The organism is Micromonospora sp. NPDC049891, from assembly GCF_040660295.1.
GTDB lineage: Bacteria > Actinomycetota > Actinomycetes > Mycobacteriales > Micromonosporaceae > Micromonospora.
In genome coordinates, this window is the sequence record NZ_JBFAML010000007.1 from 224365 (window position 1) to 237720 (window position 13356).

The following is a 13356-nucleotide window of genomic DNA, read 5'->3' on the forward strand; positions in this document are numbered from 1 at the left end:
ATTTCCTTTACAACAGTGGTCGATGGCCGTCCGTACCGCCGGAGGGGTCGCGTCGGTTGCGGGCAGGAAGCTGGGCGTACCCACGCGAAAGGCGCCCGACCTCGACGGTCGGGCGCCTTTCGATGGTTCAGCTGTTACCGGTGGGTGACTCCCCGGCGGTTGCGGCCCACACCGGCGACCAGCGCGACCGCGACGGCGGCCAGCAGCACCTGGAGCATCAGCTCCCGCCAGTCGATACCAGCGGTCTCGGCGAAGCCGGAGGCGCGGGCGATCACCGTGCCGAGCAGCGCGGCGCCGACACCGATGAGCATGTGCAGCCAGATCGGCATGTTCTGACGGCCGGGCACCACCAGGCGACCCAGCGCGCCGATGATCAGACCGACGATCAGCGCGGTGATGATGCCCCAGACGGTGAGCTCCATGGTCGCTCTCCTTCACAAAAGACGTTCCACGTTTGTGGTGTTCCTGTCGTGACCGCCTAATGCCCGACCCGTGAAGATCCCAAACCGGCTTTTCTGGCCGAGAAGTCGCGACGACCCCGATAGCTCACGCGCACCGGCCCACACGCGGACGGGCGCCCGGCCTGATGGCCGGGCGCCCGTCGAGGCGGATGCGGTTACCGGTGGGTGACACCGCGACGGCGACTACCCACGCCGGCCACCAGGGCGACCGCGATCGCGGCCAGGGCAACCTGGATGGCCAGCTCGGCCCAGTCGATGCCGGCGGTCACCGTGGCGATGCCCATCGCCCGGGCGAGCACGGTGCCGAGCAGCGCCGCACCGACACCGATGATCATGTGCAGCCAGATCGGCATGTCCTGCCGGCCGGGCACCACCAGGCGGCCCAGCGCGCCGATGATCAGACCCACGAACAGCGCGGTGATAATGCCCCAGACGGTCAGCTCCATGGCGGCTCTCCTTACCCAGAAGATGTCATTCGGGGATTCCTGTCGTGCCGATCAGATTCCCTCGACGCCGAATCCCCAAACCGCCCAGAGCGCCATCAGCGGACGCCACCGGTCATGCCGCCCGTCAATGCCGATTGTGCGCCGCGACGGGCGGGTCGATCACTTCTTTCCGGAGGCCTTGCCGTCGGAGTCGGAGGAGAGCGCGGCGATGAACGCCTCCTGTGGGACCTCCACCCGGCCCACCATCTTCATCCGCTTCTTGCCCTCCTTCTGCTTCTCCAGCAGCTTGCGCTTACGGCTGATGTCACCGCCGTAGCACTTGGCGAGCACGTCCTTGCGGATGGCGCGGATGGTCTCCCGAGCGATCACCCGGCTGCCGATGGCCGCCTGGATCGGCACCTCGAACTGTTGGCGCGGGATGAGGTTGCGCAGCTTCGCGGCGATCGTGGTGCCGTACGCGTACGCCTTGTCCTTGTGCACGATCGCGCTGAACGCGTCCACCGGCTCGCCGTGCAGCAGGATGTCGACCTTCACCAGGTCGGACGCCTGCTCGTCGGTGGGCTCGTAGTCCAGCGAGGCGTAACCCTTGGTGCGGCTCTTGAGCTGGTCGAAGAAGTCGAAGATGATCTCGGCCAGGGGCAGCGTGTAGCGCAGCTCCACCCGGTCGGCGGAGAGGTACTCCATGCCGAGCAGGTTGCCCCGGCGGCCCTGGCAGAGCTCCATCACCGCACCGACGTAGTCGTTCGGGGTCAGCACGCTGGCCCGCACCGTCGGCTCGTACACCTCGGCGATCTTGCCGGTCGGGTACTCGCTCGGGTTGGTGACCACCACCTCCTGGCCATCCTCCTGGATCGCCCGGTAGACCACGTTCGGCGCGGTCGAGATCAGGTCCAGGTTGAACTCCCGCTCCAGCCGCTCCCCGATGATCTCCAGGTGCAGCAGGCCGAGGAAGCCGCAGCGGAACCCGAAGCCGAGCGCACCCGACGTCTCCGGCTCGTAGGTGAGCGCGGCGTCGTTGAGCTTGAGCTTGTCCAGCGCGTCGCGCAGGGCCGGGTAGTCCGATCCGTCGATCGGGTAGAGACCCGAGTAGACCATCGGCTTCGGATCCTTGTAGCCACCTAGTGGTTCGGTGGCCGGCCGGTTGTTGATGGTGACGGTGTCACCGACCCGGGACTGCCGGACGTCCTTCACCCCGGTGATCAGGTAACCGACCTCACCGACGCCGAGCGCCTCCGCCTTCACCATCTCCGGCGAGATGACCCCGATCTCCAGCAGTTCGTGCACCGCGCCGGTGGACATCATCTTGATCCGGTCCCGGGCGCTGATCTGACCGTCGATCACCCGGACGTAGGTGACCACACCCCGGTAGACGTCGTACACCGAGTCGAAGATCATGGCGCGGGCCGGAGCGTCGGCGTCGCCCACCGGCGGGGTGAACTGCCGGACGATCTCGTCGAGCAGGTACGGCACCCCCTCACCGGTCTTGCCGGAGACCCTTATGCAGTCCGCCGGGTCGCCGCCGATCAGGTGGGCCAGCTCCTCGGCGTACTTCTCCGGCTGGGCGGCCGGCAGGTCGATCTTGTTGAGCACCGGGATGATGTGCAGGTCGTTCTCGAGCGCGAGGTACAGGTTCGCAAGCGTCTGCGCCTCGATGCCCTGGGCCGCGTCGACAAGCAGGATGGCACCCTCGCAGGCGGCCAGCGACCGGGACACCTCGTAGGTGAAGTCGACGTGACCAGGCGTGTCGATCATGTTGAGCACGGCCTGCTCGCCGGCCCGCTCGCCCTCCCGGATCGTCCACGGCATCCGGACCGCCTGGCTCTTGATGGTGATGCCGCGCTCGCGCTCGATGTCCATCCGGTCGAGGTACTGCGCGCGCATCTGCCGCGGGTCGACCACACCGGTGAGCTGCAACATCCGGTCGGCCAGGGTCGACTTTCCGTGGTCGATGTGAGCGATGATGCAGAAGTTCCTGATCCGCCCCGGGTCGGTGGCACCAGGAGCGTTCGCGCCGGGATCGAGCGTCGGTGGCACAGCGGTCCGTTCTGGTCGGCTGACGTGAGCGGGCCGGCACCCGCCGGCCCCCTCTATGCTCCCATGTCCCCGGCGGACATCGGCCGGGCGTCCGTCACTCCTGCGGCGGCTCGACGAAGAGGGTGGCGAGCCGGGGCAGTCGCCGGCGGGCCTCGTCCTCGTCGTCGAAGTCCCAGAAGTCGTTCAGATCGGGCTGCGGCGTCGCCGCGCGCTCCCCCGGCAGGTCGGTCGCGGTGGCCCTGCGGTACGCGTCCCACGGCACCGCGAGCATCTCCTCGCACTCGAACTCCTCGCCGCTGAGCGAGGCGGAGCGGATCTGCGGTAGTTCGGCAAGCGAGTCCGGATCGGCCACCGCCCGGGCGAAGACCTCCCGTCCCTGGGTCATCAGCCAGCCCCGGAAGTACTCGAATCCGTCGTCGGAAGCGCCACCGTTGATCAGGTACGCGGCGCCCCACAGATCGACCCGGTAGGACGCGGCCAGGACCCGTTGCTGGTGGTGGGCGTACCCGACGATCTCCTCGGGGTCACGGGCGGCGAGCAACGCGACGGCCCGGGCGGCGATGGCGTCCGGCTCTCCCCCGCCGGCACGGGCGCGGTCGATCAACTGCCAGAAGTCGTCGGTCCTCATGGCCTGGCAGTCTGGCAGACAGCGCACCGGATGCGCCGATCCGCACCGGAGGGCTGGCGGCGGGCAGCCCGGAGGTCGGCACCGCGTGGGCCACCGGGCAGCATGGTCGGGTGAGCGTTCCCTCCCCGCCCGCGGTGCCGTACCACGCCACCGCCCAGCGCCCGGCGTGGTCCGCGCTGCCGGCCGCACTGCGGGCCGCGGTAGCGGCGCGGCTGGGCGCGCCGGTGATCGAGGCCCGGACCGCCGGTGCCGGATTCACCCGTGGCTTCGCCGCGCTGCTGCACACCGCCGACGGGCAGCGCGCGTTCGTCAAGGCCGCGCCCCACGCCGAGCAGCCGCACCTGGTCGACTGGTACGCCCGCGAGGCCGCGATCGTCACCCGGCTGCCGGCCGGGCTGCCGGTGCCCCGGCTGCGCTGGACGCTGTGGGAGGCGGGCTGGTACGTCCTCTGCCTCGACCCCGTCGACGGGCACACCCCTCGACTGCCGTGGGACCAGTCCGAACTGACCGCCACCCTGACCGCCTTCACCACCGTCGCCGAGGCGCTCGCCGACCCACCGGCGGAGTTGACCGCACTCGGCCTGCCGCACCTCGCCGACCTGGCCCGGGACGACATCCTCTGGTGGGGCGAGGTCGACGCCGGCCGGGAACCGGTACCGCCGCTGCCCGCCCCGGCCCGGGGACACCTGGCCGACCTGGTCGCGCTGGAGTCGCGCCTGCCCGGGTACGCCGCCGCCGCGACCGGACTCACCCACGGCGACCTGCGGGTCGACAACGTCCTGATCGACACCGCCGGCTCGGTCTGGTTCTGCGACTGGCCGTGGCTGTGTCACGGGCCCGCCTGGTTCGACCTGGTCACCCTGCTCATCACCGGGTACGCCACCGGGCTGGACGTCGACGCGCTCTTCGCCGCCCACCCGGCCGCCGCCGACGCGCCCGACGACGCGCTGGACGTGACACTTGCCGCCCTGGCCGGCTACCACCTCACCGCCGCCGCCTCGGCACCACCGACCGCCTCGACCAACCTGCCCGCCCACCACCGCTGGACCGGTGAACAGGCCATCCGCTGGCTGTCCCACCGCCAAGACTGGACCTGACCACACCCGCCGCCCGCACCCACACCGTTGATCATGAGGTTAGCGGCAGTTTGAAGATCAACGATTGCCGCTAACCTCATGATCAACCAGGGCGGCTGACGGGTGGTCGGGGGCGGGTGGGGCGGGAGGCTGTTTTGGCCTGTTCGAGCCGACCTGGTAACCTGGCTCTTCGCGCAGCGATGACGCATGCTCGTCGCGCGCGCAAGCTGACCAACCCGAGCTATCAAGACGAGGCTGTCGCGTGGCGAACATCAAGTCCCAGATCAAGCGCAACCGGCAGAACGAGAAGCGCCGGCTGCGTAACAAGTCGGTCAAGTCGTCGCTGAAGACCGCCATCCGCAAGTTCCACGAGGCCGCTGAGGCCGGTGACGTCGAGAAGGCCACCGTCCTCATGCAGGACGCCGCGCGCAAGCTGGACAAGGCGGCCAGCAAGGGCGTCATTCACGGCAACCAGGCCGCGAACCGCAAGTCCGCGATCGCCAAGCGCGTCGCGTCGCTCGCCTCCTGAGCCAGCGCCCAGACCTGACGGAAGCCCCGAGGCACCGCCTCGGGGCTTCCGCACGTCGTCCACCGGCCGTCGACCCGCTTCCGGTCGGGCTGGTAGCCGTGCCGAGCCGGATGTCCGGTTCGCTGCTGACCTTTGATCCCCTGCCGGCCGGGCGGGCGACCGGGGTCCTGATCGTTTCGCGGGCTTGATCGGTTTTCGGTCGAGTGACGCGCCCTGCTCAGGACCCGGGCTCGGTGGTTCCCGGTCGAGGCCCGGACCGGCCCCGATCGGCCTCGCCCTCGGCGCCACGCGATGCCGGCCGGTGCTGCTCGTCCGCCGGCTCGGAGCGCACCACGACGCCGGGCACGCTGTGTCGCAGCCAGTCGACCCGGGCCCGTCCGACCACCGGCTCCATCTGCCGGCGGAACCGGTCACGCTCCTGCTCGGGCACGGCCGCGGCGGAGCGCACCACCGCGGCGGCCACCAGATCGTTGAGCTTGACCATCACGGCCACCGCGGCGGGCAGCACCAGCACCGCCCACCAGGTCACCAGCTCGGCGAGCGCGAGCAGGGCCGCCAGTGCGATCGCCCCCTCGAAGAAGATGAAGCAGAGCACCCCGCCAGGATTGACGAACCGCAGCCCGAGCACCCGCGCGTAGAACGGACGGTACCGCTCCTCGTCGGCCGGGATCGTGGCCCACGAGCCACGGAGGGCTCCGCTCACCTGGCGCCACCCTGCCGTGCGGCCGCCACCGAGAAGACCGCCTTCTCCAGCGCGTACGCCCGGTCGTCGGAGCCGCCCTTGACCGCCGCATTGCACTCCGCCGCCGCCCGCATGGCGAGCACCAGCCCGTCGGGGGTCCAACCACGAGCCTGCCGTTGGGCCCGCTCGACCTTCCACGGCGGCATGCCCAGGCTGCTGGCGAGCTGGTACGGGCTGCCCCGGCCGGCGGAGGCGACCCGGGCGACCGTCCGGATGCCGTCGGCGAGGGCGTCGGCGATCGGCACCGGGTCCACACCCACGTGCAACGCCCAGCGCAGGGCCTCCAGCGCACCCGGCAGGTCACCGACCATCGTGGCGTCTGCCACCGTGAACCCGCTCACCTCCACCCGGCCCCGGTAGTAGCGGGCCACCGTGTCGGCACCGATCCGGCCGTCGGTGTCGGCGATCAGCTGGGAGCAGGCCGCGGCGAGTTCGCGCAGGTCGTTGCCGACCGCAGCGATCAGCGCCTCGGCGGCGTCGTCGGTGCACCGCCCGCCGGCCCGGCGGATCTCGTCGCGGACGAAGGACACCCGGTCGCGGTGCCCCTTGAGCTTGGTGGCCGGCACCACGTGGGCACCGGCCGCCTTCAGTCCATCGGCGAACGCCTTGCCCTTCGCGGCTCCGAGGTGCGCCACCACGAGCTGCACCTCCGGGTCGGGGTTCTTCGCGTATGCCAGCAGGGCGGCGACCAGGTCCTTACGGGCGTCCTGGCCGGACCGGAGCACCAGCACCCGACGCCCGCCGAACAGCGACGGGCTGAGCATCTCGTCGATCTCACCGACAGTCAGCTGGCCAGCCTGGTATTCGCGCACGTCGACGCCGGGGTCGGCGGCCCGGGCGGCGGCGACGGTTTCGGTCACCGCGCGCGTGGCGAGCAGCTCCTCGTCGCCGAGGACGAGCACAATAGGAGCGGCACTGGCGGCGGTCACGCCGCCCATATTCGCACGCTCGGCCGGTTGGTCCAGCCTGCTCGTCGGTACTCGGCCGGCAGACCCCGCACTCAGCGCAAATCCAGACATTTACCTTATCCTCCGCTTTTCGCGGTAAATTGCCGTCGATTCATCGCTGTGGACGGACCCGGTCGACACCAGCGCTCACCACCCCGAGCCCTCGGGGCGACCACACCACTGCCAGGTCACCGCCGACGTCGGTACGCAGCACCCGCGCCCCGCCCCGGGCCAGCCGGGCAAGCACCGCCTCGTTGGGATGCCCGTAGGTGTTTCCCGCGCCGACCGGCACCAGCGCCACCGCCGGCCGCACCGCGTCCAGAAAGGCCGGATCCTGGTACGCGGAGCCGTGGTGGGCGACCTTGAGCACGTCGGCCCGCAGCCCGTCCGGAGGCAGCCGCTCCCGCATCGCCTGCTGTTCCTCCACCTCGGCGTCGCCGGTCAGCAGGATCCGCACCCGGTCGACGGTGGCGAGCAGCACCAGGGAGTTGTTGTTCGGATCCGAGCGGGTCCCTCGCATCGGGTACGGCGGACCGAGCACGGTCAGGTCGACCGCGCCGGCCCGGTAGCGCCACCCCGCCGGGGCGGGCACCACAGGCGTGTCGTGTGTCGCGGCGGTCCTGTGCACCAGGTCCCGGCCGGCCACCGGCTCCGGCCACTGCGGAACCAGCACCGTGTCCACCGGCCTTCCCCGGAAGATCCCCGCCACCCCACCGGTGTGATCCACGTGAAAGTGGCTGACCACCAGCAGCGACACCCGCCGTACGCCGAGCCGGCGCAGGCAGGCGTCCGCCGCCGCCGGATCCGGACCGGCGTCGACCACGACAGCCCGGCCGGCCGCCACCGGCAGCAGCACCGTGTCGCCCTGACCTACCGCACAGGCCGTGACGACCCAACCCTCCGGCGGCCACCCCGGCGCGATCACCCGCACCGGCAGGGCGCCCAGCACGACCGCGACGGCGCAGACCGCCACCAGGCGACGTACCAGGGGACGCCGGGCGGCGACAAGCAACGCCACGGTCAGCGCCGTCAACAGCAGCGCCCCGGAGATCCCGCCGGGCCACGGCAGGTTGCCCGCCGGCAGCCGGGCGCCGTACCGGGCGACAAGCACCAGCCACCACGCCGGCCAGTGCGCCAGCCAGGCGACGGTCTCGGCGCCGCCCGGCCAGATCGGCGAGACGGTCGCCGCCGCCACGCCGAGCACCGTCGCCGGGGCGATCGCCGGCACCGCGAGCAGGTTCGCCGGCACCGCCACCAGGCTGACCGTGCCGGTCAGGCCGGCGATCACCGGTGAACAGGCGAGCTGCGCGGCGGCCGGCACCGCCAGCGCCTCGGCCGCCCCCGGCGGTACGCCCCGTCGGCGCAGACCGTCCCGCCAACTCGGTGCGAGCAGCAGCAACCCGCCGGTGGCGAGCACGGACAGCGCGAAACCGGCGTCGCCGGCCAGGTCCGGGTCGACAAGTACCAGCACCGCCACGGCGGCGGCCAGCGCGGGCACTGCCGCCCGGGGCCGGCCGGCGGCCAACGCGGCGAGCCCGATCGCGCCCATGGTGGCCGCGCGTACCACACTCGGCGACGGCCGGACCAGGATGACGAAGCCCACCAGGGCCAGCCCGCAGAGGCCCACGGCCAGCGCGGGACCCGCTCGGGCCCAGCGGGCCAGCAGCAGCACCGCACCCACGACAATTGCCACATTTGATCCGGAAACCGCATTCAAGTGCGTCATCCCGGTGGCCCGGAAGTCCTCCTCCACCGGGTCGGGCAGCCGGCTGGTGTCTCCGACGACCAGGCCGGGCAGCAGGCCACCGGGGTCGTCCGGCAGAGGCGCGCACGCCTGCTGGAGGCCGGCGCGGAGCCGGCCGGCAGCGCGTTGCAGGGCCGAGGGTGGACCGAGTTGGACTGGTGCACCGACCGCCATCAGGACCGCCCCGGTGAGATCGCCACCGCGTGGTTCGGCCAGCCGTCCCGTCGCGGTGAGCCGCTGCCCGGGCAGCAGCCCCAGCCACGCCGGATCGTTGGCGAGCACCAGTACCCGCGCCGGTGTGGTGAGCCGCTGGCCCTGCGGCCCGGTCAGCGTGACAAGCCTGGCCGGCACCAGCAGGGTCGGTGGACGGCCCACGATGCCGCCGCGCACCGGCCGAGGATCGTCCCGGACGACCAGTTCGGTGCTGACCCGGGATCGTTCGTCCACCAGGACGCGCAGCGGGTCCGCGTCCCGTACGGTCAGCCGCGCCGAGGTGGCCGCCCCGCCGCAGACCACGCCGATCAGTACCGCGACCACGATCCAGCCGTGTCGGCGCGCGGTCGGACCGGGGCGGCCGACGAACCCGAGCAGGTGCAGTGTCGCCATCCCGGCGAGGCCAGTCGCGGCGACGGCCACCAGCAGCGTCCGCCGGGCGTCGAGGTGCAGCCCCGCCAACGCGGTGAGCCAGGCCGCCACGGCAAGGCCCGCCATTCGCAGGTCCGGAGTGGTCGCGCTTGTCGCGAGGTCGGGAGTTCCGGCCGGCCGCGCGACCGGGGCAGGTGACGCCTTCACACCGTCACCAGGTCCTTGAGCTGCTCGTACCGCGCGTCGCCGATCCCGTTCACCTGACGCAGGTCACCGACGGACCGGAAGCCGCCGTGCTGGTCGCGATGCTCGATGATCCGTTGGGCGAGCACCGGCCCCACCCCGGGCAACGTTTCCAGCTGCGCCGATGTCGCGGTGTTCAGGTTGACCCGCCCGCCGGTGCCGGGTTCGCCGCCCGGACCCGAGCCGGGCAGGGTCCCCGAGGGCGGGACGCCCGGGGCCACGCTGGGCGCCGGTACGCCGACCAGGATCAGCTCGCCGTCGCTGATCCGGCGGGCCGGATTCAGCATCGCCACGTCCACCCCCGGCAACGCCCCTCCGGCGGCGTCGATGGCGTCGGCCACCCGCGCGCCGGCCGACAGGCGCACCAGTCCGGGCCGCCGGACCTTCCCGGCGACGGCGACCACCACGTCACCTGCCGACTCCGTCGCCGGCACCGCCGGCTCGTCGCCGACACCGACGGACGGATCCGGTGTCGCGGCGGCTCCGGCCTCGGCGACGACCGGCTCCACCTGGGGACGGGATCGCCAGGCCCAGAATCCTGCGGCCAGCACCACGAGGACGGCGACGGCCGCGAGCGCGCGGACTCCGCGCCGCCCCGGATCGAAGGCACCCGGCCCCGGCAGGAGGGGCCTCGGCGACGCCTCGCCGGTCGTCCGCTCGCGCTCGACGACAACCGGTCCCCCGTCGCCGGCATGCAGCGGACCACCGGCCCGGAGCGGCCCGGCCGCACGAACCGGGCCAGTGTCACCACCGGGGTCGACAGCCTGGACCGGCAGCAGCACTGTCGGCCAGTCCGTCACCGACGGCGGCGGTACGGCGGCGTCGGCTGGCAGGTCCGACGTGCCGGGCATCAGTCGCCACAGCCGCTGCCGGACCACCTCGTCGTGCTCGTCCTTCGACACGGCGCGAGGTTAGGGCGGCCAGGCCCCGACGGGTGTGCCGAGCCCGCCGACCTGTGGACAGGGCGGGACTCTGTGGACAACGCCCTGATCTCGCACCGGATCTGCTATGGCGACGAGGAAGCCGGCACCGGTTCAGTCCGTACGCGACTCCGGGTCCAGACCGAGCACGGAGCGCCCGCCGTCGACCGGCAGGGTCACCCCGTTGACGAAGCCGGCCGCCGGTGAGAGCAGGTACGCGACCGCCTCCGCCACTTCCTGCGGCTGCCCGATCCGGCCCACCGGGTGCAGCCGGGCCAGTTCCGCCTCGATCCGCCGCGCCCGGTCCGGTTCCGCCTCGGCCAGCAGCACCTCGTGTCGTTCGGTGGCCACCGAACCGAGGGCGACCGTGTTGGCCCGGATGCCGTACCTGCCGTACTCGACGGCGAGCGCCCTGGTCAGCCCCTCCACCGCCGCCTTGGCCGTGGCGTACGGCAGGCATCCCGGCACCGGCCGGCTCGCCTGGTGGGACGAGACGTTCACCACGGCGCCAGCGGTGCCGGCGGCGAGAAAGCGGCGTACCGCGGTGGCCGCACCGACCACGACGGGACGCAGGTTACGGGTGATCAGATCGACGACCTCGCCGACCGGCGCGTCGTGCACCGAGGCGTCGCGGAACACGGCGGCGTTGTTCACCCACCCGGTGAGCGGCTCGACGCGCTCGGCCAGGTCGGCGGCCCGGCCGGCGACGCGCTCGTCACCGGCGTCACCGACCACCGCCGCGAGTTGGTCGGCCCGGGTGTGACCCTCGATCCAGGACAGTGCGCCGGGATCTCGTTCGATCACCACCACCGTCCGGCCGTCGGCGAGCAACCTCTCCACGATGCCCCGGCCGACTCCACGGCCACCACCGGTCACCACACAGGACACCCGCCCCCACCTCCCCAGCCCGGGATCCGCGACCAATCCTCGCCCACCGTCGCCACCACCGCCGAGCGGGTGCGCGAAGCAGCGGTAGGTCAGGCAGGGGTGTCCGGCCGGCGGTGAATCACCACGCAGGCAAGACCGGGCCCGACGTGCACAGCGACGGCGGCACCGGCCTCGGAGACGTACGCGTCGCGCAGCCGATCGCCGAGCCGGGCGGTGAGTGTGCCGAGGAGTTCGTCGGCTCGCTGCGGTGCGTCGAGATGGTGTACCGCCAGGTCCACAGGTACGTCGCCGGCCGCCTCGACGGCGAGATCGACAAGACGTGCCATGCCCCGGCTGGCGGTGCGGACCTTGTCCCGCAGCACGATGCGCCCCTCGGGCATGTGCAGGATCGGCTTGACCGACAGTGCGGTACCGAGCAGTGCCTCCGCCGCGTTGATCCGCCCGCCTCGGCGGAGGAACTCCAGCGTGTCGACGTAGAAGTGGATGCTGGTACGAGCGACGGCGGCCGCTGCCGCAGCGCGTACCCCGGCCAGGTCGGCGCCCCGCGCGGCGGCCCGGGCGGCCGCGATCGCCGGGAAGCCGAGACCCATCCCGCAGGAGCGGCTGTCGACCACACTGACCCGGTCGCCCAGTTCGGCGGCGGCCAGTTCGGCGGCCTCCACCGTGCCGGAGAGCCCGGCCGACAGGTGCACCGACACGACGCCCTCCGCGCCGGCCTCCAGCAGTTCCCGGTACGTCCGGCCGAACTGTTCCGGCGACGGTCGGGAGGTGCTCACCGAGACGCGCCGCGCGCGCAGTGCCCGGGTGGCGTCCGCCGGGAACGTCTCGACGCCCTCCAGCCCTTCGACACCGGCCAGCACCACGGTCAGCGGCACCACGGTCAGCGGGTGTTCCCGCACCAGCTCGGGTGGCAGGTAGGCGGTGGAGTCGGTGACGACCGCTACGGGCATGCGGGAACCGTAGCGGATCAAGCTGGACGACTGCCCTACCGCGTCCTCAGACCGACTCGGCGGAGACCGGGGTGACGGTCGCGGCGGTGCCGGTCGGGGCGGCGGGGACGTCCATCGCGCCGACGTTGTGGGCGCGCAGGTGCCAGCCACGCTCGATGTCGTGGCGCAGTTCCGTCCAGTGACAGTTACCCAGCGACCCGACGGTACGCAGCACGTCGTGCGCCCAGCCGAGCAGGTGGCCGCAGCCCTGACGGGCGGCGGCACCGTGGGTGGCGATCACGACGGTGCCGCCGGGCAGCTCATCGGCGGCCTCCTGCAAGGCGGTGCCGACGCGCTTGCCCAACTCGTCAAGCGGTTCGATGTCCGCTCCCGGGTCAAGATCCCCGGCCCGCCAGCGGGCGTACTCCTCGGGGAACCGCTCGGCGACCTCGGTGAGCAGCAGCCCCTGCCACGTACCGAAGTGCCGCTCCCGGAGCCGGGCGTCGGAGCGTACCGGCAGGCCGGTCAGCGCGGACAGCGCGGCGGCGGTCTCCGCGGCGCGGTTCAGGTCGCTGGCGACAAGGGCGTCCGGGCGCAGCGCGGCCAGCAGCGGCGCGGCGGCGCGCGCCTGTTCCCGGCCGAGATCGTTGAGCGGTACGTCGGTCTGCCCCTGCACCCGGCTGGCGGCGTTCCAGTCGGTGTTGCCGTGCCGCCAGATGATCAGCCTGGTCACTCGCCCGATCCGGCGGCGGCCTCGGCGCGGGCCAGGTCCCGGTCGACGAACGGGATGGTCGGGCAGTCCTTCCAGAGCCGGTCGAGGGCGTAGAACTCGCGTTCCTCGGTGTGCTGCACGTGCACCACTAGGTCGACGTAGTCGAGCAGCACCCAGCGGCCGCCGCGCTCGCCCTCGCGCCGCACCGGCTTCGCCTTCTCCGGCAGGTCCAGCAGGGCTTCCTCGATGGCGTCGACGATCGCCAGCACCTGGCGCTCGTTCGGGGCCGCGGCGAGCAGGAACGCGTCGGTGATGGCGAGCTGGTCACCCACGTCGATGATGACGATGTCCTGGGCCTTCTTGTCGGCCGCGGCCTGAGCGGCGACGATCGCCAGCTCGTGAGCGCGTTCGGAAACTGTCACCGTTCTCCTTCGATCAACCGTGCGATGCTTCCAGCCTCTCACACGGCCCG

The 13356-nt window shown here is 72.2% G+C and carries 14 protein-coding genes; 2 read left to right on the forward strand and 12 right to left on the reverse strand.

All coding sequences use genetic code 11. From position 1 onward, the window contains the following. Positions 1-134: 134 nt before the first annotated feature. From AB0I71_RS12370 to AB0I71_RS12385, 4 genes are all read right to left on the reverse strand, one after another. A complete protein-coding gene (locus AB0I71_RS12370) occupies positions 135-422 on the reverse strand; it encodes a GlsB/YeaQ/YmgE family stress response membrane protein (RefSeq protein WP_357583753.1) in 288 nt (95 codons plus the stop codon). A gap of 194 nt (positions 423-616) precedes the next feature. Next, positions 617-907 (reverse strand): GlsB/YeaQ/YmgE family stress response membrane protein, encoded by a 291-nt coding sequence (locus tag AB0I71_RS12375; RefSeq protein WP_155220781.1) that lies wholly within the window; start codon positions 905-907, stop codon positions 617-619. Between the two features lie 159 nt (positions 908-1066). After that, on the reverse strand, positions 1067-2941 hold the full coding sequence (lepA, locus tag AB0I71_RS12380; protein ID WP_357583756.1) for a translation elongation factor 4: 1875 nt from the start codon (positions 2939-2941) through the stop codon (positions 1067-1069). A gap of 94 nt (positions 2942-3035) precedes the next feature. Continuing rightward, positions 3036-3569 (reverse strand): DUF4240 domain-containing protein, encoded by a 534-nt coding sequence (locus tag AB0I71_RS12385; protein ID WP_357583758.1) that lies wholly within the window; start codon positions 3567-3569, stop codon positions 3036-3038. 110 nt (positions 3570-3679) lie between these two features. On the opposite strand from AB0I71_RS12385, the gene AB0I71_RS12390 reads away from it, so the two are divergent. Both AB0I71_RS12390 and rpsT read left to right on the forward strand, forming a co-directional pair. Beyond that, positions 3680-4666 (forward strand): phosphotransferase, encoded by a 987-nt coding sequence (locus tag AB0I71_RS12390; protein WP_357583760.1) that lies wholly within the window; start codon positions 3680-3682, stop codon positions 4664-4666. Positions 4667-4907: 241 nt separating this feature from the next. Then, positions 4908-5174 carry a 30S ribosomal protein S20 gene (gene rpsT / locus AB0I71_RS12395; RefSeq protein ID WP_357583762.1) on the forward strand — a complete coding sequence of 89 codons (267 nt, stop codon included), beginning with the start codon at positions 4908-4910 and terminating at the stop codon, positions 5172-5174. 217 nt (positions 5175-5391) lie between these two features. Here the strand turns inward: rpsT and AB0I71_RS12400 are convergent, their stop codons facing one another. The 8 genes from AB0I71_RS12400 to rsfS form a co-directional block, all read right to left on the reverse strand. Beyond that, the gene (locus tag AB0I71_RS12400; protein WP_357583764.1) at positions 5392-5877 is read right to left on the reverse strand and encodes a hypothetical protein; all 486 of its coding nucleotides are present in this window, start codon (positions 5875-5877) and stop codon (positions 5392-5394) included. Next, positions 5874-6854 carry a DNA polymerase III subunit delta gene (gene holA, locus AB0I71_RS12405; RefSeq protein WP_357583766.1) on the reverse strand — a complete coding sequence of 327 codons (981 nt, stop codon included), beginning with the start codon at positions 6852-6854 and terminating at the stop codon, positions 5874-5876. The genes AB0I71_RS12400 and holA overlap by 4 nt, the downstream gene beginning before the upstream one ends. Before the next feature lie 121 nt (positions 6855-6975). Next, positions 6976-9399 (reverse strand): ComEC/Rec2 family competence protein, encoded by a 2424-nt coding sequence (locus AB0I71_RS12410; protein ID WP_357583768.1) that lies wholly within the window; start codon positions 9397-9399, stop codon positions 6976-6978. Beyond that, complete coding sequence (locus tag AB0I71_RS12415) at positions 9396-10286, reverse strand: helix-hairpin-helix domain-containing protein (RefSeq protein WP_357583855.1); 891 nt, start codon at positions 10284-10286, stop codon at positions 9396-9398. Before AB0I71_RS12415 ends, AB0I71_RS12410 begins: the two co-directional genes overlap by 4 nt. Before the next feature lie 183 nt (positions 10287-10469). Further along, positions 10470-11243 (reverse strand): SDR family oxidoreductase, encoded by a 774-nt coding sequence (locus AB0I71_RS12420; protein ID WP_357583770.1) that lies wholly within the window; start codon positions 11241-11243, stop codon positions 10470-10472. Positions 11244-11332: 89 nt separating this feature from the next. Then, a complete protein-coding gene (locus tag AB0I71_RS12425) occupies positions 11333-12193 on the reverse strand; it encodes a DegV family protein (RefSeq protein WP_357583772.1) in 861 nt (286 codons plus the stop codon). Between the two features lie 46 nt (positions 12194-12239). After that, positions 12240-12905, reverse strand: a complete 666-nt coding sequence (locus tag AB0I71_RS12430; protein WP_357583774.1) for a histidine phosphatase family protein — start codon at positions 12903-12905, stop codon at positions 12240-12242. After that, entirely contained in the window at positions 12902-13306 is a 405-nt protein-coding gene (gene rsfS, locus AB0I71_RS12435; RefSeq protein WP_357583776.1) for a ribosome silencing factor, read from the reverse strand. The genes AB0I71_RS12430 and rsfS overlap by 4 nt, the downstream gene beginning before the upstream one ends. Between the last annotated feature and the right edge of the window lie 50 nt (positions 13307-13356).

Coding starts and splice junctions, on each gene's coding strand:
- AB0I71_RS12415 (WP_357583855.1), bottom strand. CDS start 10,286: ATGCCCGGCACGTCGGACCTGCCAGCCGACGCCGCCGTACCGCCGCCG.
- AB0I71_RS12370 (WP_357583753.1), bottom strand. CDS start 422: ATGGAGCTCACCGTCTGGGGCATCATCACCGCGCTGATCGTCGGTCTG.
- AB0I71_RS12425 (WP_357583772.1), bottom strand. CDS start 12,193: ATGCCCGTAGCGGTCGTCACCGACTCCACCGCCTACCTGCCACCCGAG.
- AB0I71_RS12385 (WP_357583758.1), bottom strand. CDS start 3,569: ATGAGGACCGACGACTTCTGGCAGTTGATCGACCGCGCCCGTGCCGGC.
- AB0I71_RS12375 (WP_155220781.1), bottom strand. CDS start 907: ATGGAGCTGACCGTCTGGGGCATTATCACCGCGCTGTTCGTGGGTCTG.
- holA (WP_357583766.1), bottom strand. CDS start 6,854: ATGGGCGGCGTGACCGCCGCCAGTGCCGCTCCTATTGTGCTCGTCCTC.